This is a genomic window from Flavobacterium glucosi (assembly GCF_048286535.1).
Taxonomy (GTDB): domain Bacteria; phylum Bacteroidota; class Bacteroidia; order Flavobacteriales; family Flavobacteriaceae; genus Flavobacterium.
This window is the reverse complement of record NZ_JBLVPK010000002.1, coordinates 463,731-485,137: the sequence shown is the minus strand read 5'-3', so window position 1 is coordinate 485,137 and position 21,407 is coordinate 463,731. Positions and strand designations below refer to the sequence as shown.

General features: G+C 35.6%; 13 protein-coding genes and 1 tRNA gene. 9 read left to right on the top strand and 5 right to left on the bottom strand.

From position 1 onward, the window contains the following. Window positions 1–33: 33 nt before the first annotated feature. Both araA and ACNQGD_RS05270 read left to right on the top strand, forming a co-directional pair. On the top strand, window positions 34–1,548 hold the full coding sequence (gene araA, locus ACNQGD_RS05275) for an L-arabinose isomerase (RefSeq protein WP_417998544.1): 1,515 nt from the start codon (window positions 34–36) through the stop codon (window positions 1,546–1,548). 232 nt (window positions 1,549–1,780) lie between these two features. Next, window positions 1,781–2,962 (top strand): aldose epimerase family protein, encoded by a 1,182-nt coding sequence (locus ACNQGD_RS05270; protein ID WP_417998543.1) that lies wholly within the window; start codon window positions 1,781–1,783, stop codon window positions 2,960–2,962. Window positions 2,963–3,204: 242 nt separating this feature from the next. Here the strand turns inward: ACNQGD_RS05270 and ACNQGD_RS05265 are convergent, their stop codons facing one another. The 3 genes from ACNQGD_RS05265 to ACNQGD_RS05255 all read right to left on the bottom strand — a co-directional run bounded on the left by ACNQGD_RS05265 (window position 3,205) and on the right by ACNQGD_RS05255 (window position 6,536). Further along, complete coding sequence (locus tag ACNQGD_RS05265; RefSeq protein WP_417998542.1) at window positions 3,205–4,017, bottom strand: hypothetical protein; 813 nt, start codon at window positions 4,015–4,017, stop codon at window positions 3,205–3,207. Between the two features lie 292 nt (window positions 4,018–4,309). Then, window positions 4,310–6,229 carry a glycoside hydrolase family 97 protein gene (locus ACNQGD_RS05260; protein ID WP_417998541.1) on the bottom strand — a complete coding sequence of 640 codons (1,920 nt, stop codon included), beginning with the start codon at window positions 6,227–6,229 and terminating at the stop codon, window positions 4,310–4,312. Between the two features lie 227 nt (window positions 6,230–6,456). Then, window positions 6,457–6,536: transfer RNA gene (locus tag ACNQGD_RS05255), tRNA-Leu, on the bottom strand. 218 nt (window positions 6,537–6,754) lie between these two features. On the opposite strand from ACNQGD_RS05255, the gene ACNQGD_RS05250 reads away from it, so the two are divergent. The 7 genes from ACNQGD_RS05250 (at window position 6,755) to bioB (ending at window position 14,601) form a co-directional block, all read left to right on the top strand. Next, window positions 6,755–7,696: a ribose-phosphate pyrophosphokinase gene (locus ACNQGD_RS05250; RefSeq protein ID WP_417989673.1), complete on the top strand. Its 942-nt coding sequence runs from the start codon at window positions 6,755–6,757 to the stop codon at window positions 7,694–7,696. 106 nt (window positions 7,697–7,802) lie between these two features. Then, window positions 7,803–8,414, top strand: a complete 612-nt coding sequence (locus ACNQGD_RS05245; RefSeq protein WP_417993046.1) for a 50S ribosomal protein L25/general stress protein Ctc — start codon at window positions 7,803–7,805, stop codon at window positions 8,412–8,414. A gap of 222 nt (window positions 8,415–8,636) precedes the next feature. Continuing rightward, a complete protein-coding gene (gene pth, locus ACNQGD_RS05240; protein WP_417995611.1) occupies window positions 8,637–9,311 on the top strand; it encodes an aminoacyl-tRNA hydrolase in 675 nt (224 codons plus the stop codon). 150 nt (window positions 9,312–9,461) lie between these two features. Next, entirely contained in the window at window positions 9,462–11,504 is a 2,043-nt protein-coding gene (locus ACNQGD_RS05235) for a T9SS type A sorting domain-containing protein (protein WP_417998540.1), read from the top strand. Between the two features lie 98 nt (window positions 11,505–11,602). Then, window positions 11,603–12,532 (top strand): bifunctional riboflavin kinase/FAD synthetase, encoded by a 930-nt coding sequence (locus tag ACNQGD_RS05230; protein ID WP_417998539.1) that lies wholly within the window; start codon window positions 11,603–11,605, stop codon window positions 12,530–12,532. 117 nt (window positions 12,533–12,649) lie between these two features. Beyond that, window positions 12,650–13,093, top strand: coding sequence for a hypothetical protein (locus ACNQGD_RS05225; protein ID WP_417998538.1), 444 nt, complete (start codon window positions 12,650–12,652; stop codon window positions 13,091–13,093). Between the two features lie 422 nt (window positions 13,094–13,515). Then, a complete protein-coding gene (bioB, locus tag ACNQGD_RS05220) occupies window positions 13,516–14,601 on the top strand; it encodes a biotin synthase BioB (protein ID WP_417995613.1) in 1,086 nt (361 codons plus the stop codon). A 64-nt stretch (window positions 14,602–14,665) separates the two neighbouring features. Here bioB and ACNQGD_RS05215 read toward each other — a convergent pair whose 3' ends face one another. Together ACNQGD_RS05215 and ACNQGD_RS05210 are read right to left on the bottom strand one after the other, a co-directional pair. Then, the gene (locus ACNQGD_RS05215; protein WP_417998537.1) at window positions 14,666–18,523 is read right to left on the bottom strand and encodes a T9SS sorting signal type C domain-containing protein; all 3,858 of its coding nucleotides are present in this window, start codon (window positions 18,521–18,523) and stop codon (window positions 14,666–14,668) included. Window positions 18,524–18,754: 231 nt separating this feature from the next. Then, on the bottom strand, window positions 18,755–21,271 hold the full coding sequence (locus tag ACNQGD_RS05210; protein ID WP_417998536.1) for a T9SS sorting signal type C domain-containing protein: 2,517 nt from the start codon (window positions 21,269–21,271) through the stop codon (window positions 18,755–18,757). Between the last annotated feature and the right edge of the window lie 136 nt (window positions 21,272–21,407).

Genomic DNA, 21,407 nt, shown 5'->3' with positions numbered 1-21,407 from the left:
ATGTTATTCAATACTATATAAAACAATAAAATAATGATAGATATCTCTCAAAAAGAAGTTTGGTTTGTAGTAGGCAGCCAAGAATTATACGGCGAAGAAACGCTAAGAAAAGTAGCCGAGCATTCACAATACATTGCAAAAGGGTTAAACGCTTCGTCCCATATACCCGTGAAAATTGTATATAAAGATGTGGTAAAATCTCCAGCACAAATTACAAATGTATGTTTAGAGGCCAATTCGAATAAAAACTGTATTGGTATTATTGCTTGGATGCATACTTTTTCGCCTGCTAAAATGTGGATTGGTGGTTTAAATATTCTTAAAAAACCATTGTGCCATTTACATACACAATTCAACGCTGAAATTCCATGGGCTTCTATGGATATGGATTTTATGAATTTAAATCAATCGGCTCATGGAGACAGAGAGTTTGGTTTCATCATGTCCCGAATGCGTAAAAAACGCAAAGTCGTTGTTGGACATTGGGAAGACGAACGCGTTCAAAAGAAATTAGGCATTTGGTCCAGAGTCGTTTTAGGTTGGGATGAGTTCCAAAACTTAAAAGTGGCAAGATTTGGAGACAACATGCGCGAAGTTGCAGTAACTGAAGGAGACAAAGTCGAAGCCCAAATCCGTTTTGGTTTTTCGGTAAATGGTTTCGACTCTTCAGATATTACCAAACATATTGACAACGTTTCTGATGCTGATACGAATGCATTAGTTGCAGTATATGAAGCGTCTTATACTTTGGCTCCAGCCCTTCAAAAAGGAGGAGAAAAAAGAGATTCATTGCTAGAAGCTGCCCGAATAGAAATAGGATTAAGAGCATTTCTTGTAGAAGGAGGTTTTGGTGCTTTCACTGATACTTTCGAAAATCTGGGTTCTTTAAAACAACTTCCGGGAATTGCTGTACAAAGGCTGATGGCAGATGGATACGGTTTTGGTGGAGAAGGCGACTGGAAAACTGCAGCTTTACTCCGTGCGATGAAAGTAATGAATGTAGGTCTTGAACACCAAGGCGGAACTTCCTTCATGGAAGATTATACGTACCATTTTACACCTGAAAAATCGTATGTTTTAGGTTCTCACATGCTAGAAATTTGTTCTTCTATTGCCGATGCAAAACCTTCTTGTGAAGTTCACCCATTAGGCATTGGAGGAAAAGAAGATCCGGTTCGTTTGGTATTTAATGTTGCTGCTGGAAATGCTATCAATGCTTCCTTGATTGATATGGGGAACCGTTTCCGATTGATTGTAAACGAAGTGGAAGCTGTAGCGCCAATGGCTGATTTGCCTAAACTTCCTGTTGCTCGTGTCTTGTGGGATTGTAAACCAAACCTTGATATTGCTGCAACTACATGGATTTTAGCCGGTGGAGCGCATCACACCGTGTACAGCCAAGTCTTGACAACTGAATATATGGAAGATTTTGCCGATATTGCAGGGATAGAATTGCTTGTTATCGATGAAAAAACAACCGTTAGAGACTTTAAGGATAAAATAAATGCTAACGAAGCCTATTATCATTTGTTTCAGCACGGTCTGTAATTTAAGTCGAATGTCTTAAAGTCGAATGTCATAAAGTCGGAAGTTGAAAAACATAGTTCTAAGTAACAACGATTGTGTAATGTCGTATTTTAATTAGACAAAATGATGCAACAGACTGGTTTTAAAATGCTTTTTACCATAGTACTCCTTTTTACTTTATGACTTTAAGACTTTATAACTTTAAAACCCTTTACCTTTTGACTGCGATACTAACTAAAAAAAACGAGTAATTATGAATGTATTAAAACGTTGCATTTATGGAATTTCCATAGCAAGTTTGGCCAGTATGAATGTTCAATGCAAAAGCGATAAAAAAGTGGAAGAAACTACTACAGAAGCAAAAGCTACAGCTGCGGTAACTATCGAAAAATCCCTTTATGGAACGACTCCAAAAGGTGAAAAAATTGACAGTTACAAACTGAAAAACCAAAAAGGGATGGAAGTAAACATCATTACTTATGGTGGAATTATCTCTTCTGTGAAAGTGCCTAACAAAGCCGGAAAATCAGAAGAAGTCGTTCTTGGTTTTAATTCATTGGAACAATACATGAAACCAAATCCGTATTTTGGAGCCCTTATCGGAAGATATGGAAACCGAATTGCAAAGGGAAAATTTACTTTAGACGGAAAAGAATATGCTTTGGCTATCAACAACGAACCTAATGCTTTGCACGGAGGACCAGAAGGTTTTCACAGAGTGGTTTGGACTGCCGAAGAAGCAACATCTGGAGACAATGCCGCTCTAAAATTGAAGTATGTGAGTAAAGATATGGAAGAAGGATATCCTGGGAACTTAATTGTTTTTGTCACCTACACGTTAAACAATGACAACTCCTTAGATGTGGTTTATGAAGCGACTACGGATAAGAAAACGGTGGTAAACTTAACACAACATTCCTATTTTAACCTGTCTTCTGATTTTTCTAAACCAATTTTAGATCATGAAATCACTATCGATGCAGATAAATTAGTTCCGGTTGCAGCAACACTTATTCCAACAGGAAAATTGACCGATGTAACCAATACACCTTTCGATTTCAGAAAACCGAAAAAAGTAGGTGCAGCAATCGATGCGAAAGACGAACAATTGAAAAACGGATTGGGTTACGACCATTGCTGGGTGCTGAACAATCAAGACAAAGGAGAGCGTTTTGCAGCCTCGGCTTATGATGCCGAAAGCGGACGATTATTGGAAGTGTACACCGACCAACCGGGAATACAGTTCTATTCAGGAAACTTCTTAGACGGTACTTTACCCATGAGAAATGGCGGAACCTATGCTCGCAGAACCGGTTTTTGTTTAGAAACACAACACTATCCGGATTCTCCAAATCAAAAAGATTTTCCAACCACGGTCTTGAATCCAGGTGAAAATTACAAAACAAAAACAAGCTTTAAATTCTCAGTTAAATAACAATACACTAACTACTCATAGATTAGTTTCTATCCCATAAATAAGTTGATTGGTTTGGTTTAAATAGGGAACTAGTTAGTAACCCCGAAAGTAAAACTTTCGGGGTTTTTTTATGGTGTTAGGCAATTTTATACTGCTGTTTTAGTGTTTTCTACTGTGAGAAGAAGCGTCCCGCTAGTCCTATTACAATTTTAGCTATTTGCTTTTGAGAATGTTCACGAGGCGGAGATTTGCGCTAGCCTTTAGAATTTATAAGGATAATGAGGGTTCCAAGATTTTAGTCTTTTGGCATTCGTATATTTCTCTCTAAAAATCATAAAGAATTCGTCTAGATAAATATTGCTCCTCAACAAGCTATTTTGACTTCGCTGTAATTCACAAAGTGCTTTAATAATACAAAATGTATAAAACATACTATATTTCTGTTTTACTTCTACTTGTAGTGATGCAAACACTAAGTTTTTGTAGTCTTTAATTTCATTATCATTTTCATTAGTATGTTTAACAATGGTAGATGACGAAAACTTTTTTGCTATTTCCATAACTCGTTGATTTTTCGAAGAATTTAAGTCGAAATGTCTTTCAATAATTAAAGAATTGATTTCGTTATTCCATCTACCAACTGGGTCCTGAGTAATTGTAGATCCTGAAAGTTTATTTAAATTAAAATATCGATTTGCGGTAGCAAAATCAGATAAATTATTTAAGATTATTGGATAAATTGAATCTGTTTTCAATCTATCAAAATATTCTTGACATTTATATTTTTCGATAAGTGGTTTAAGTTCGTCAAATAATTTTATAATTGAATGTCCTTTAGATTTTAAGAAATTTGGTGGTGGATATGAATTATTGAGAAGTATATATTCATACAATAAAATTAATTTTATTAATCTTTCAATTCCAATGCTTAATGAGAAGAAAGATTGATAAATAAACCCTAATTGAGCAAAATTATATTTTCGTAGAAAAGTTAATCCTACTCCTAAATTCATAGCACTCAGCGCAGCTTCTTTTGCTAATAAATTGGTTGTTTCTTTTTTTAGTTGTGTCAAATTTTTCGTTTTTTTTCGGTATTACCGCTAACTAGTATATACGTCTGTAAACTGTCAGACTTTATTTTCAATCAAATGTATAAATAATATTTTTAGTACAAATTATCAAAAGAGGCTTTATTTATGAAGCCTTTTAACAATTGAAATCTAGATTAGAAAAAAAGTACTGGACATGCAGGATTCCCTAGCCCTGATTGAAACGGAAATCCTTTTTGTAATCCTGTCAGGGTAAGCACCCAGACAGGATTACAAAAAGATTGCAGTGTAAAGCGGGAAATAGCTCCTAAAAAAACTAAATCTTCACGACAAAGCCACCATGAGGTTTCATAGTTACTTTTAGTTTCGTACTTTTAGATACTGTTTTCTGCTGAAATCCGTTCTCATCTTCGGCTATACTAAAACCTTTGGAATTAGTTACAAAAGACAAATCAATTTCTATTTCTTTGGCAGTGGTTTCCCCGTTAATTCCAACGATATGCCAAATATTATCTTTCTTTCTGGCCATGATAATGTACTTTCCCGGATAACCCGCAATAAATTTAGAATCATCCCAATTGGTTGGAATGTCTTTTAAATAATCGACTACATAAGCAGGCATTTTAGCCATTCCGTCAGGCGTTTCGGCTAGGTGCTGAATTCCGGATAAGAATAAAACGGGTAAGGCTAATTCAAATGCTGGAGTTGTTTTTCGGGTAATATTTGGAATAGAATCCAAAACCATGGGTGTGAAATCCATTGGGTCAAAAACATTTCGGGCAAAAGGAAGCATGGCACAATGTGTTGGGGCTAAATCAGCAATATCTTGAAAAAAAGTAATGTATTCATATCCTTTTACTGCTTCAGTGGTCAGCAAATTTGGATAGGTGCGTTGCCAACCTCTGGGTAAAGTTGCGCCGTGTAAATTAATCACTAATTTATAACCCGCAGCATCTTTTAGCATATCATGATAATAGGCAATCATCGATTGTCCGTCGCCACCAAAAAAATCAACTTTGATTCCCGCAATTCCCAGTTCATTCAGTCTGGTAAATTCCCGAACTCTGTCAGCATGGGTAATCAATTTACTTTTTGGATGGTATTCCGTACTGTTCCAGGATCCGGATGAATTGTACCAAACGAGTAATTTCACGTTTTTACCTTTGGCGTAAGCCGACAATTCTTTCATTTTTTCATCGCCAATTCGAGTATCCCAATCGGCATCTATCAAGCAATACGGCCAATTCATAGCAGCAGCATAATCAATAAATTTATGGGTAGTTTCATAATTAACCGATTCATCTTTCAATAAAACCCAGCTCCAAGACGCAATTCCGCTTTTTATAAACGAAGTGTCGGTGACCGTTGATGGATCGGCTAGGTCTGTTCCCATCGTACTTTCGGTAATCGTTTTGAGTGACCCAATAGTAATGATGCGCCAAGGCGTGTACCAAGGCAAAACAGATTCCGGATTTAGAGCACCGTTAGGGAAAATCTCTTCTTTTTGAGGAAAAGTTACCTGCATTGCTTTGGCAGTATCATTATAAACCAATCGGGTGCCGCAATAATTGGATTGCAATCCTGTTTCGGAAATCAAAACCCAAGTATCATTGGCATGAAACAAAGCCGGATACACCCACCCTTCGCCTATGGCGGGTTTTGTATTTACGGGAACGCCCATCGCATAATGCTCTTCATAGGAAGGATTGGTTTCTTTCCATCCTGTTTTCGCTCTAGACATGGGTTGCAACCAGGCTTTTGTAGTGGTGTCAAAATTATAAGTGGTTTTCTCTTCGACTATTTTTTTAATTGCTGTCGAAGTTTCTGGAAAATGGTATCGCAACGCAATTCCATCGTGGGATACTTGAAAAATAATATCCATTGCTTCGCCCTTAATGCTTTGCAAGCTAACGGTATATTGATTTGCCGCATAAGCGATTTTTTTTCGTTTCCCTTGCAGCATCGAATAGTTGGATTGAATTGGTTTCGATTTAGAAACGGTTACAATCTTTAAATCCGTATAAAAATTAGCGTCTTCTCTGATAATCCCTAATTCAGAAGTATTGACAACCAATTTATCTTTGAAGAAAACTTTGTAAGAAGGCGTTTTCTTTGGGTTTAGACTAAATTCAATTTTTATCGTTTTATCCGAGTTGACAAAAAAATAACGGGTTGGTTTCCCCACAAACGAAGTCAAGGACAGCGCCAAAAAAGCTAATAGAACTATTTTTCTCATGATTAAGTGTTTTATTTACACTTACAATAATACAAAAATAAAATTGTATGAATAACCATATCATTAAAAATTTCTGACTCTATTTAGAATATCACAAAAATACATTTGGAAATTAAAACACTTTCATTGGAAGGATAATCAAGTGATTAACATTGTTAAAATGAATATTTCTAGAGCAGAAAAAACATTTAAAACCAAAAAAACCGCTTCTTTCGAAGCGGTTTTTGTACCCGGAGCCGGAGTCGAACCGGCACGGTTTCCCACAGGTGTTTGAGACCAGCGCGTCTACCAATTCCGCCATCCGGGCTTAGCAGACATGAAATAACGACAGTTATTTCAACGCAATAAAAGAGGTGATTGTGTTTAAATCAACCATCAATTCCTTTAACACGGTGCAAATGTAAAAAATAATATTAAATGTTCAACTAAAAATACTTAATTTTTTCCTTTCAGAGTTGAATAAATTTTATAAATTTGCACCTCGGTAAAACGAAACACACTAACTAACTACAAAACAACAAATTAATGTCACACCTAGAACCAGAAGCTAAAATTTTTGCTTGTTCACAAAGTGTCTATCTTGCAGAAAAAATTGCTGAGAAATACGGAATTCCGTTAGGCAAAATCACCATGTCAAAATACAGCGACGGTGAATTTCAACCTTCTTACGAAGAGTCTATCAGAGGATTACGGGTTTTTATTGTCTGTTCTACTTTTCCAAATGCAGATAATTTAATGGAATTGTTATTAATGATTGACGCTGCAAAACGTGCTTCGGCCAGACACATAACGGCAGTAATTCCTTACTTTGGGTGGGCAAGACAAGATAGAAAAGACAAACCAAGAGTTCCGATAGGAGCTAAATTGACGGCTAAATTACTAGAAAGCGCTGGAGCTACACGAGTAATGACTATGGATTTGCACGCCGATCAAATTCAAGGATTTTTTGAGAAACCAGTAGATCACCTTTTTGCATCGACTATTTTCATACCGTATATAGAAAGTTTAGGGTTGGACAATTTAACGATTGCTTCACCAGATATGGGAGGTTCTAAAAGAGCCTATGCATACTCTAAATTTTTAAATTCAGATGTGGTGATTTGCTACAAACAAAGAAAAGAAGCCAACGTTATAGACACCATGGAATTAATTGGTGATGTAAAGGGCAAAAATGTAATCTTAGTAGATGACATGATTGATACCGGAGGCACTTTGGCGAAAGCCGCTGATTTAATGATCGAAAAAGGAGCCTTAAGTGTAAGAGCAATTTGCACACACGCCATTTTATCCGGCGGTGCTTACGAAAAAATAGAAAACTCGCAATTGAGCGAATTAATAGTTACCGATTCTATTCCGTTAAAGAAAGAATCAAACAAAATAAGAGTGTTGAGTTGTGCGCCTCTTTTTGCTGAAGTTATGCACATGGTGCACCACAACAATTCCATTAGTGGAAAGTTTATAATGTAAGACATCAGTCGTAAAGTCAAATGTCTCGACCTTATAAAATCATGCCGATAGCCAAAAGCTAAAGGTCAAACAAGTAATATTATTTAATAACTATATTTTTTTTACAATGAAATCGATTACAATTAAAGGATCAGAAAGAGAAAGCGTGGGTAAAGTAGCAACTAAAGCCCTACGTAATGCTGGATTGGTTCCTTGCGTATTATACGGAGGAAATCAGGCAGTTCATTTCTCAGCAGAAGTTATGGCTTTCAAAAACTTGGTTTACACTCCAAACGCTCACACAGTTGAGATCGATCTTGGAAAAGGAAAATCATTTAACGCTATTTTACAAGACATCCAGGTTCACCCGGTGTCTGACAAGATTTTACACATTGACTTCTTTCAATTATTTGACGACAAAGAAATCACTATGGAAGTTCCTGTGAAAATTATTGGTAACTCTAAAGGAGTTATGGCTGGTGGAGATTTACGTTTAAACACACGTAAACTTAAAGTAAAAGCATTACCGAAAAATCTTCCAGATGTTATCGAAGCTGATATTACTCCACTAGACATGGGTAACAAATTATACGTTACTAAAGTGGCTTCTCCAGACTACAAAATCATGCACCCAGACAATACAGTAATTTGTCAAGTGAAGATTTCTCGTGCTGCTATGAAAGCAGCTCAAGAGGCAGCAAAAGCAGCGAAAGCTCCAGTAAAAGGAAAGAAAAAATAATCTTTTTTCAATCATTCAAGAAAGCATCAGTTGTAAAACTGGTGCTTTTTTTATGTTTTTATTTTTTTATTATTAGGAGCACAAATAGTTCCATTTCAAGCACGAATCCTCCTGCTGTCCATTCTATCTTTTTATCAGGGCTACTCAGAACTATTTTTTTCTCACTAACGATTTTCTAAAAATCTAATAGTCCAATACTCTAATTAAGTCTATTTTTGCAACATGATTAAATGGATTTCAAATATATTCTCATCAAGAAAAACAGAAGACAATACCAATGGTATGAAACCGGAGGTTCCCGAACACAAAAAAAACAATATAAAAAGCGTGAGTAATAAATTTTTAATAGTTGGACTCGGCAACATTGGCGCCGAATATGTAAACACGAGACACAACATCGGTTTTAAAGTAGTGGATTTTTTAGCTCGTAAAGAAGGAATTTCTTTCGAAACCGTAAAATTAGGCTCCCTAGCCCAATATAAATTCAAAGGAAGGACTTTTTTACTTTTGAAACCAAACACCTACATGAATTTGAGTGGAAAAGCGGTACAATATTGGATGGATAAAGAAAACATCCCTTTGGAAAATATTTTTGTTATCACCGATGATTTGAATCTTTCCTTTGGAACCATCCGTATCAAACCGAAAGGAAGCGACGGCGGGCACAACGGATTAAAGAACATCAATCTGGTCCTGAATACGCAAAATTACACGAGATTCCGTTTTGGAATCAGCGATGAATTCAAAAAAGGAAAACAAGTTGATTATGTCCTTGGGGACTGGGATGACGCAGAAAAACTGGCACTTCCGGAGCGACTAGAATTGGCTTCAGAGATTATAAAATCATTTGGAACCGCCGGTTTAGAAAACACAATGACCACATTTAACGGGAAATGAAACCACTAAATTACTGATTCTTAATTAAATGGATTTTAATTAATTTGCATTAGACGATAATAATAATTATTTTTAATGCATCTTTATTAATTATCAGAAAAATTGAAACCTTATTTCAAAATTTTTAGACAAAACCAAGAAGCTTATAATATGAAAAAAATTACTTTTATACTCATCATTTCCCTTTTTTTTTCAGCCAATTATTCGTTTGCACAAGTAAACAATACTGTGGAGGTTATTCTTTTTGGCAAAAAAAAAATAATTAAACAAGGTTCTCTTATTCGTTGTGCAACTACAGAATACGAAGAATATTTGAAGTCCAAAAATCCAAATAGATTATCTACCTCCGAATTTGAACAATGGATAGCTCCAAAAATTACAATTGAAAAAGAAAAAATAAAAAACACCCCTAAAGGATTAAGACAAAACGCAGTAATAACAATTCCGGTTGTAGTTCATGTTATTCATAATGGAAATCTTATAGGTGCAGAGGAAAACATATTTGACCAGCAAGTAATTTCGCAAATACAGGTACTTAATGAAGATTTTAGAAAAAAAACAGGAACTCCCGGTTTCAACACTAATCCTGTAGGAGCCGATGTTGAAATTGAATTTGCTCTGGCAAAACGTGATCCATCGGGAATTTTATCTAATGGAATAAATCGTGTCGACTTAGGAAAAGAAAGCTGGTCAACCGATGAAATTGATGCCATTGTAAAACCTCAGACACAATGGAATCCTGAAAAATATCTTAATATTTGGGTAGTCAAATTTACAGGAAACAATCTTTTAGGATATGCACAATTCCCAAACGCATCTGGCTTACCGGGAATAAATGCCAATGAAGGCCCCGCTAATACCGATGGGGTAGTAATTGGGTATGCCTTTTTTGGTTCATCAAGCTACTTTCCTGGAGGAACATACGCGACGGATTATGATAAAGGAAGGACAACCTCACATGAAGTAGGACATTGGCTTGGACTAAGACACATTTGGGGAGATGACGATGGGTGTGATATAGATGATTTTTGTGCGGACACTCCTAATGCAGGTAAAGAAAATCAAGGGTGTCCGGTAGGAGTTGATTCTTGCCCAGCATCTCCAGGGCTTGACATGATTGAAAATTACATGGACTATACGAATGATGCCTGCATGAACATATTCACAGTAGATCAAAAAACTCGTATGATAACCGTTATGAACAATTCCACAAGAAGAGCTTCTTTAAAAACTTCTGATGCACTTGTTCCAGGAGTCACTTTTACCAATGATGCCTCGACTATGATTGTAACTCTAAATATTAACTGCAGTAAAAATTTCTCTCCAGTCGTAAAAATTATAAATAAAGGAACCTCCACTTTAACACAAGCATCTATTCGATATGGCATTGATAATCAAAATTTACAAACTTATAACTGGACTGGTAATCTTGCCAATAATCAATCACAAGACATTACTTTAAACAGCTTAACTACAACCGTAGGGAGTCATACTTTTAGTTCCACCATAATCAGTGCAAATGGAACGACTGATCAAAATACCTCCAATAACAGCAGTACAATTAATTTTGACATTGCAAACAATTTAAACTATGCATCTAATACCATAAACTTCTCCCTACAACTTGACCATTACGGCTCAGAAACTACATGGAGGCTAACAAACACCGCAGGAGTCATATTGTATGAAGGTGGGCCTTATACTGATACCGCGGTAACCGGACCGCTGCCAGCACTAATAACCACCAGTTTTAACCTTGCTAGTAATGACTGTTACACTTTTTCAATATTCGACAGTCAAGAAGACGGTATCTGTTGTAAATACGGAACAGGATCTTATGCTTTAAAAACCCCGTCTGGTGACATTATTGCTTCGGGAGATGCTTTTGGAGCAGCTGAAACAACAAAATTCAGCATTAATGCACTATCAACTAATGAGGTTAAAAACTTAAATTCGGTTTATCTTTATCCAAATCCAACGTCTAACTTATTGCATATTGTTGTTGAAAATAAATTAGATGCTCCAGAGGCGTACACTATTATAAACAGTTTAGGTCAAATAATAAAAACAAAAACAATCGAATCAGAAGAAGACCTCAGTGTAAATGTTTCTCATTTAACGCAAGGCATTTATTTTTTAAAAGTATCGAAAAATAAATCCGAAACAAATACAATTCGGTTTATCAAAAAATAAAAAGCTTAAAATGAGCTAAAAAAGGATTGAAGTTTTTAATCCTTTTTTAGTTTTATCGATTGGATACCTTAAATTTGTACTATTATAAAACACTTGCTTTGAAGATTTTTCATTCTATAAACGATTTCAGCTCCACAAAAAAAACGATTTTAACCTTAGGCACTTTTGACGGAGTACATATTGGGCATAAAAAAATCCTAAAAAAATTAACCCAAAATACTGAAAATCAGAAATACGAAAGTTTAGTTCTTACTTTTTTTCCTCATCCCAGAATGGTCTTACAAGAACATTCTGATATAAAACTACTCAATACGATAGACGAAAAAATTGGTTTGCTCGAAAAAATTGGTATTGAAAACCTAGTTATCCATCCTTTTGACGCAGCTTTTTCGAGGCTAACTGCAGAAGAATTCGTAAGCACTATTTTAGTTGATCGATTTCATATCCAAAAAATAATTATTGGTCATGATCATCGATTTGGAAGAAATCGAACGGCAAACATCGACGATCTTATCGCTTATGGCAAGGAATATGGTTTTGAAGTAGAGCAAATATCAGTTCAGGAAATCAATGACATATCTATAAGTTCTACAAAAATCAGAAATGCTCTGTTAGAGGGAGACATGGCTTTAGCCAATGATTATTTAGGATATAATTACTTCCTAACTGGAAGTATTGTCAAAGGAAAACAACTAGGCAGAACCATCGGTTTTCCAACAGCTAACTTAAAAATCGAAGAAAACTATAAACTAATTCCGCAAAACGGAGTTTATATTGTAAAAAGCATAATTGATAAACAAACCGTTTTTGGGATGATGAACATTGGATTCAATCCTACTGTTGACGGACAAAAGCAGTCTATTGAAATTCATTATTTTGACTTCAACACTGACTTATACAATCAAAAAATCAGCGTTTCAATACTCCAGAGGATTCGTTCAGAACAAAAATTTGAATCTGTCGGCTTATTAAAAGAACAACTTGAAAAAGACAAAAAAACAGCACTCAGCTTCTTGAATAAATTTTAATTCCGAATTAAAATCTTTTCTTTTTTTCATAAAACATAGCTATTTTTTCTGTAAATTTGAATCTAAGATACCTTTTTTCTTATAAAGGTGTGATTTTTAAATTTTAAAACTGGCCGTATGAAACTACCGAAAGAATTATTAAACGGATTTATTATTTTCATTGGAATTGGACTTTATTTCTTATTAATGGAGGCTTTAGGTCTTGCCGATTTGTATTATTTACGTCTTGTTAATGTCCTGTTTGTATTTTACGGAACCCAAAAAACCTTAAGATCGAATTTTGCCGAGGGTAAAATTATCTTGGTTACCAATGCAGTTTCGGCATTAATTACGTCACTCACAGGAATCTTTTTAAGCATTATTGGACTGATAATTTACAGCTATTCAAAAGGTGGTGACGACTATGTAGGCTCCTTATCAAAAACCTTTTTATTTGGCGGAGATCCATCTGTGATGACTTACTCCATTTCCTTATTATTTGAAGGAATGGTATCGGCCGTTATTGTTACATTCATGCTAATGTTATATTGGGATACCCATTATGCTTCAGATAAGCACTAAAATTGATTGAATCTATTTCAATTATAGAACCTTAAAGAAGAAATAATTCATATCCGCTAAACAGAATACAGAACAATTAAAAGGAAGATCAATGAAGGCAAAAGAATTTGTTGACAATCCCGTTCCATAATAATCACTTCCCTATAGCTGTATCAAGCACCATAGAATTTGTGAATGACAGCTACATGAATCGAGGGGAATCCTATGTGAAAAACCTTGTCAATGACTTTTTTATTTGGCGGAAGCCTATCGGTAATTACTTATTCTATTTGGTTAGTTTTTGAAGAAATTGCCTCTTCAGTAATAATTACCATGTTGCTAATGTCATATTGAAACAACCGTCTTATAACTGATTAACTTAGTTATTGCATTGCTTCTTTAGAACAATTTAACTACTTTTGGTCCATCAAAAAATCCCATCGATGAGTATTACAAAACACAATTGGACAAAAGACGAAATTATCGCAATATATAATAAACCTATGATGGATTTGCTTTTCGAAGCAGCTTCTATACATAGAGAACACCATGACCCTAATGTGGTTCAGGTTTCAACATTATTATCCATAAAAACTGGCGGATGTCCTGAAGATTGTGGCTATTGTCCACAAGCAGCCCGTTACCATACCGAAATTGAAGGCAATGATTTAATGTCAGTTAGTCAAGTGAAAGCGCAAGCTTTACGGGCAAAATCAAGCGGATCGTCACGTGTATGCATGGGAGCAGCTTGGAGAAATGTAAAAGACGGACCTGAATTTGACCAAGTGCTTGAAATGGTGCGTACTATAAACAAACTGGACATGGAAGTGTGTTGCACTCTTGGAATGATAACCGAAAATCAAGCACACCGATTGGCAGAAGCAGGTTTATACGCCTACAACCACAATTTAGATACTTCAGAAGAATATTATAAAGAAGTAATTTCAACACGCGGATTTGAAGACCGTCTGCAAACCATAGAGAATGTTCGTAAAACGAATGTCACTGTTTGTAGTGGAGGAATTATTGGTATGGGTGAAAGTATCGAAGACAGAGCGGGAATGCTTGTCGCACTTTCTACATTGAACCCACAACCTGAATCTGTGCCAATAAATGCATTGGTAGCTGTTGAAGGAACTCCGATGGAAGAAGAAAAACCGGTAGAAATTTGGGAAATGATTCGAATGGTAGCCGCCACTAGAATCATCATGCCGGAAACTCAAGTGCGTTTATCCGCTGGAAGAATGAATATGAGTCGCGAAGGTCAAGCCATGTGTTTCTTTGCTGGTGCCAATTCTATTTTTGCAGGAGATAAATTATTAACTACACCAAATCCTGATGTAAATGAAGACATGAAAATGTTTAAAATGTTAGGTTTAAATCCACAGAAACCATTTACAAAAGTTTCTCAACCACAAACCATTGAAGCTGAGGATTCTCAATTTGCACCATTGGGAGAAAAACCAAAATGGTCAAGACCAGGACATACTATTGAGAGAAATCTTGAAGCATCTGGTAAAGAAAAATAAATATCGATTCTAATTAACACAAAACCATCTGTATAAAACAGATGGTTTTTTTTATGTCAATACTTTAATAAACTACCTTTCTCACAACTGAATGACCATTTTGTAAAACGACATTAATCAATAATACCTGATGATTTGGCACCAAATTAAGTACCGAAAAATCAATGTCATTTATATTATTTCTCTCATATATTTTCTTTCCAGCCAAATCATATATTGAAATTTCATCGATAAATTCTTTAGTAGAATTCACTTGTAATTGTTTGTTTTCATTGAACACTAAAACTAATTCTTTATCTTTTTCAAGTTCATTCAAAGTCAGAGTCCTATCGGCAAAACGCAAGACAAAACGATCATTGAAAATTCCAACAGCAGTATTAAAAGTGAAATTTTCATTCTTTAAATTAATAATCCTATTATTGGATTTATCTTCAATAAAAACATTTTGGCGTGCTAGCAATTCATCTGCCTGATCGATTTTAATCGTAAAAACACCCGCTATCGTAGTAGTATACCCTAATTTGACTTCGTCTGTTTCTTGAAAAGGCAAAGCCCGGCCTTGAATCACTAAATTCTTATCTTGAATAATACTGTAAAAGTCTAAATACTCATTCCCATTAAAGCTTTCACCATCAAAAGAATTATCAAAATCATCCGTTGCCCCAGTTGCATAACCCAATAAAATTTGTTTGAAAGCGCCTTCATTATTGTATAAATCTAACCAAATTCGATGCTTTTCAATCTCCTCCACTTTTGATTTTTTAGTCGAATTTGATTTAAAAAAACTCGAGTTCTGCCCAATCAATCGCATACTATTATTGAATTTTGCAGTTCCGCCGCCATTGATACTGCTGACAAAAAAGGCTTGAGCAGAAGCAATTTTACCGTCTGGTTTAGTATTATTAACCCCAGAACTTATGGATGCACTCGTGCCTACACCTCCCAATGAATTATAAACCGCATAATCATCTGAAGTATATGAATTATTATTAATAGCGGTATTATGTGTCCAGAAGTAAATGGTTCCGTCTAAAACGCCTTTATTTGCATTTATAAACAAATTAGCGTCAATCGCTGAAGGATATGGGTTCCCGATAAGATTTGACGTTTCTGTAGTGCCAATTGGAATTGACACTGATCCATTGTTTGGGACACCAGCAAACACTGCTTCATGATACGCAGTAACTGTACCCGAAAAAGATTCTGGACCACGGATAATATACCCTTTGCCAACCGTCATTGCAGTTGTTGAAAGCTCATTAAACCATGAATCTAGTGAAGCATCAAAAGAATAAAACTTGTCCGAAGGAGTACTTGGAGATACATCAATCAATTTTTGATTAAAAACCGGAGAAGACCAATACGTGTAATCTGTTTTAAGGATTGGCTTAGTTTTTCTTTTTAGCTTAATGATTCCTGTGTTGTTAACCTGCTCCTCAGATTGATAAAGCGCCGCATTGTTTTCTAAAATTAATGTACCTGCTCCTGAATAATCAAAAACTAATCCCAAAGTATTTCCGTCGGGAATAGTAACTGTATTTCCCGCACTGATTGTACAAGAACAGGAATTTACGGAAGCAAGTGTGGCATAATTACCATTAAAAATTAATGTTCTTTCAACAGAAGGCAACCCATTACTCCATGCGTTCCCGTTCCAGACTGAACTATTTGTACACAGTTTAATTCGGGCTACACGGTGTTTTGTTATTCCGGAAACAGAGTTAAAACTTCCAGCAATAATTATTTTATGATTTGGAGTAAAGCAAGTACTAAACAACGTACCATTTAAATTCACTAAAAATGTAGCATCATAAACTCCTGAAGAAAGCAATCTCAGCATGCGTTTGACAGGAATTCCATTATAAGTACCTGAGAAAGTTCCACCAAGTAAAATCCGATCATCTGGTTGAACCAAAATAGTTCTAATCTCTCCATTACTAAAACCTGCACCTGACACAAAAGTGGCATCCAAACTCCCATTACCATTCAGTCTCAGAATTCTTTTTGCAGAAGCACCTCCATAGCTTAAAAATGTTCCACCAATAAGCAATTTATGATCCGACTGTAAGGCCATCGCATACACATTTTTATCAAAACCAATACCAATTGAAAATCCCGCATCTATACTTCCATCTGTATTCAAGCGTACCATCCGGTTGTAAGACAAGCCATTAAAAACAGAAAACTGGCCACCTAAAACTATTTTTCCATCTGGTTGCAACAAAATGGTTTCTATGATAGCATCCGCACCGGAACCAATGTCAAAACTGGAATCCAAAGTCCCATCAGGGAACAAACGAACGATTCTGTTCCTCAAAAATCCATTGTAGTTTGTGAAATTTCCAGCAACAATAATTCTACCATCGGGCTGTACTATCAAGGCATATACCTGACTATTGAACCCTGTCCCAATGGAGAAAGCCGAATCAATCACTCCATTTTCCAGAATCCTGACAATTCTGTTCCTGACAACCCCATTATAATTTGTAAAAGCACCCGCAAAAACAACTTTAGTGTCTTCTTGTACAACAGCACTTTTAATTGTGTTATTTGCTCCGGTACCAGAAATATTAAAAGAAGAATCAAGTGCGCCGTCTTCGAGCAATCGTGAAATTCTGTTGCAAATTGTTCCGTTGAATTTAGTGAAATTTCCAAAAGCCATCGTTTTGTTATCGGCTAATGAAATCACTTTAAAAACAGAACTATCAAAACCAACTCCGGCAGTAAGATATCCAATATCTAATACTCCAACAGCATCAATTCTAGCAAGTCTACCTTGATTCTGGGAATCGAAAACAAAAAATGAACCACCTACATACCAAGAACCGTCAGACGCATTCGCTAAATCCAGAACGGATGCAGAAAATGGGCCTGCCCCAATATCAAACGCCGGGTTAACAACTCCATTAGAATCTAATAAAACTAATTTATTAACATCCGTTCCATTATAATTCCCTGTGAAAGATCCTCCAACCATAATGGCTCCAACTGGATTTAGTTTAATAACCTCAACGACTCCAGCATTAAATCCTAATCCAGAAATGAAATTAGTATCAATAGAACCATCTATATTTAAGCGAACTATTTTACTGGCTGTAATTCCGTTATAAGTTACAAAATCTCCACCTACTATAATTTTTCCATCAGGTTGTATTGCGAGAGCTGACACGCTACCATTAAAACCCGAGCCAATCACAAAAGAAGTATCAGGGCTTCCATTCGCATTTAACCTAATTATTTTACTGTTATTATTCCCACTGAAAGAATCAAATGAACCTGCCAAAAGTACCTTACCATCGGGCTGAATTTGGACTTCTTCTACTAATCCACTAGCAGCGGATCCCTTGATAAAGCCAGTATCTAGATTCCCGTTAGATAAAATTCGGGCAACACGATTAGCAATGATTCCATTGTATTTAGTGAAGCTACCTACAATTATGACGCTCCCATTCGTTTGTAAAGCTAAGCCATACACTATTCCGCTACTTGCGGCTATTGAAGTATCAAATGTGGCATCAAAGGAACCATCACTATTCAATCTAATTAATCGGTTAGCATTTATCCCGTTAAAGGATGTAAAAGAGCCTCCCAAAATTATTTTGCCGTCAGGCTGTATTAAAGAGCAATATACTTTACCATTAAAACTTGTGCCTAAATTAAAGGAAGCGTCTTTAGACCCATCTAGAAATAACCTACATAAATATGGAGTTACTGCACCATTAAAGTTCACATAGTCCCCTCCAACAATCAGTTTACTATCCGTTTGCAAAGAGACGGTTCTAACAGTATTATCAAAGCCATCCCCTTGCAAACCATCATCATAAACATTAAATGTCGCATCTGACTTTCCTTGTTGAGAATAAGCCGTATTTAGAAAAAAAAGACCAAATACCATAACAAAGTAAACTAATATTGCTTTCAAATTTAGATTGGATTTAGGCTGCTATTATGAATCGTGATCCCATTCCTAATTTTAGCTATGATTAATAACATCTATAAATGTAAAGACAATGATTACTTTCCACAATACCCACATTTAGTGATATTTAGCCAAAATCAACAAATGATTTTACTTATATTTCTGCAAAAACTCCCATCCTGAACAAACAGAATGGGAGTTTTTAAATGTGTTTATGAAATTATTCTATTGTTTCTAATAAATGACCTTTTTAGAGATTACTTTTCCATTGGTTAATATTACTTTGACTACTACTAACTGTTTATTTAAAGCAATATTTGATGTACGGAATTCATTCCTGTTTACAGCTTCTTTATCAAAGAGTTTCCTTCCAAACAAATCAAAAATAATAATTCGTTTTATACTTTCAAGTTCCGATTTTATTTTTAATTCATTTTTATCTTTAGAAATTAAAACTGAATCATCGCGTTCACCAACATTACCTATTCCTAACGTTTTTTGTGTAAAACGCAACACAAAACGATCCTTGAAGGATCCTGCTTTAGTTAAAAAAGCATAAGGTCCTTCTTTAATATTTTTAACACTATTAGTCATTTTATCTTCAATAAAAACATCTTCGGAGGCTAATATTCCGTCCACCTGGTCGATGCTTATTGAGAAAGCACCTTCAATAGTTGAACTATACCCCAACATTACCGCATCATTTTTATCAAATGGTAAAGCTCTTCCCTGTATTGTCAAATTTTTATCATCATTGATGCTGTAAAAATCTACAAACTCATTTCCATCAAAACTTTGCCCATCAAAGGCAGTATCATAATCATTAGTAGCATCTGTAACATATCCAACTAGCATTTGCTTGAAAGCACCTTCTGAATTCGTTAAATTAAGCCAAACGCGGTTTTTCTCAATTACGGTTGTCGTTTTTGAGCCTTTAGTAGTCTTAAAAAACTGTGAATTATAACCCGAGGTAGTACCTGCAACACGCATACTGTTATTAAATATAACATCTCCGCTGGTTACTTTACCGGTGACAAAAAATCCTTGACCAGCAGCAATTTTACCATTAGGCCTATTTGACACTTGTTCTACTCCTGCTACAAAGTTCCCAATTCTTGTTGCTGTTCCCCCTGTAAGATTATAAGAAGCATAATCATCTGATGAATAAGCATAAACTCCAGTCCCTGGGTTGCTAACTCCAATACCGATTTCCGTATTATGCGTCCAGAAATAAAGGGTTCCGTCTATAACTGAACTATTTGTTTTTAAAAACAAGTCTGCATTTAAAGCGGATGGATAAGGATTCCCTATAAGATTTGATGTTTCTCTTCCTAAAGATGGAATAGTAACATGAATAGCCCCATTGTTTGGCACCCCCCGAAACGGAGCTTGATAAAATCCTGGAGGTGGCGTTGAGGGATAATGAGGTCCTCTAATGATATAACCAAGACCTATTGCCATAGCATTAGCGGAATTTTCTTGATTCCAATCATCTGCAACTGCGCTAAACGAATAAAAAAAATTAGATGGAGTATAAATAGAAACATTCTTCAATATTTGTCCTGAAACAGGTGAAGACCAATAGGTATAATCTGTCTCTCTAGTTGAAGAATTACTTCTCATATAAGTTATATTTCCTGAGTTTAAAGCGGCATCATTAGTTTGAACCAAGCTAGCGTTATTTTCAAATTTTAATGACCCCCCAAAAACTTTCACTTCATTATTTACTTTTAAGGTATGCCCATTATTAATGACAACATTCCCCGCAGTAACTTCGCAAGAACAAACCTCCAAATCAGCGGTAGAAGAAAAACTACCATTAAACACAATTTTGTCACCTGTCGAAGGAATGCTTGGCGACCACGCAGTCCCATTCCAAGTTGTGGTAGTTACACTATTTACCGTTGCAATTATTGCTGCTCTTGAAGTTGTATATGCACTAGCTCCTGTACCATAAGAAGCTTCAACATAATATGTCGTTTTTAAAGATATCGTAGATGAGTATGTACTACCAGTATAAATTGGAGAACCACCACTAGGGACTGTATACCATTTGATAGTTGCCCCAATAGATGGTGTAGCAATTCCAGTTATTGAAAAATTATTTGAACCACACAAATAAGCATTTGATATTGAAGTTTTTACAGTATTAAAACCCCCATTATTTATAACATCCGTAAAAGTATATGCTGCAGCTGGACTTCCTGTTCCTGAACAATATGCTAAAACATTGCCCCCAATTGAAATTTCAATATTATTATTACATGTTCCATTTCCTGGTGTTGGTAATCCACCTTCGCCTACTTGAATAGATACATTTGTTGGTAAATTTAAAGTGACTTTATTTGCAAAATTAATGGTAGCTCGAGGCGAAAGATCTGGAGTAATTATAAGATTTTGAGTATTTAGTGTAAAAGTACCTCCCGCACTTGCCCCACTCCCTCCATCCAAAACCAAAGTTCCACTAATAGTTACTGTACCCATTGGTGCTGTTGCTAAATCAGCTTGCCCAATAGTCATTGCATGTCCCGCTTGAATAATAACGGCCCCAGTACCCGTAAACTGCCCCGGATAACCTTGTGGTGATGTTCCTGAAGGAGTGACCCATGAAACACCATTATAATACTGCCAACTGGTGAGAAGTATCCAGTTTCCATTCGTTGTATTCGAACGATAATCGCCTATATTTTGTGCCGAAACTATAGTTTGAACCAAGGCAAAAAAAAGAATAAAGAGTAATTTTTTAATCATGCTTTTTATATGTTTTTTTTTAATAAATTCGATTTTAAACCCGTGGGGTTCCAAAAGAAAAAACCTACATTAAATTCAAATTAAAAAAAACAAATCTACTTCACATAATAAAATCGTCGACAAGCATTTATATTCG

What these genes read in the sequence shown, in the direction of transcription:
- ACNQGD_RS05260 (WP_417998541.1), bottom strand. Translation starts at nt 6,229, where the DNA reads ATGAGAAAAATAGTTCTATTAGCTTTTTTGGCGCTGTCCTTGACTTCG.
- pth (WP_417995611.1), top strand. Translation starts at nt 8,637, where the DNA reads ATGATTAAATGGATTTCAAATATATTCTCATCAAGAAAAACAGAAGAC.
- ACNQGD_RS05250 (WP_417989673.1), top strand. Translation starts at nt 6,755, where the DNA reads ATGTCACACCTAGAACCAGAAGCTAAAATTTTTGCTTGTTCACAAAGT.
- ACNQGD_RS05235 (WP_417998540.1), top strand. Translation starts at nt 9,462, where the DNA reads ATGAAAAAAATTACTTTTATACTCATCATTTCCCTTTTTTTTTCAGCC.
- bioB (WP_417995613.1), top strand. Translation starts at nt 13,516, where the DNA reads ATGAGTATTACAAAACACAATTGGACAAAAGACGAAATTATCGCAATA.
- ACNQGD_RS05210 (WP_417998536.1), bottom strand. Translation starts at nt 21,271, where the DNA reads ATGATTAAAAAATTACTCTTTATTCTTTTTTTTGCCTTGGTTCAAACT.
- araA (WP_417998544.1), top strand. Translation starts at nt 34, where the DNA reads ATGATAGATATCTCTCAAAAAGAAGTTTGGTTTGTAGTAGGCAGCCAA.
- ACNQGD_RS05270 (WP_417998543.1), top strand. Translation starts at nt 1,781, where the DNA reads ATGAATGTATTAAAACGTTGCATTTATGGAATTTCCATAGCAAGTTTG.
- ACNQGD_RS05245 (WP_417993046.1), top strand. Translation starts at nt 7,803, where the DNA reads ATGAAATCGATTACAATTAAAGGATCAGAAAGAGAAAGCGTGGGTAAA.
- ACNQGD_RS05225 (WP_417998538.1), top strand. Translation starts at nt 12,650, where the DNA reads ATGAAACTACCGAAAGAATTATTAAACGGATTTATTATTTTCATTGGA.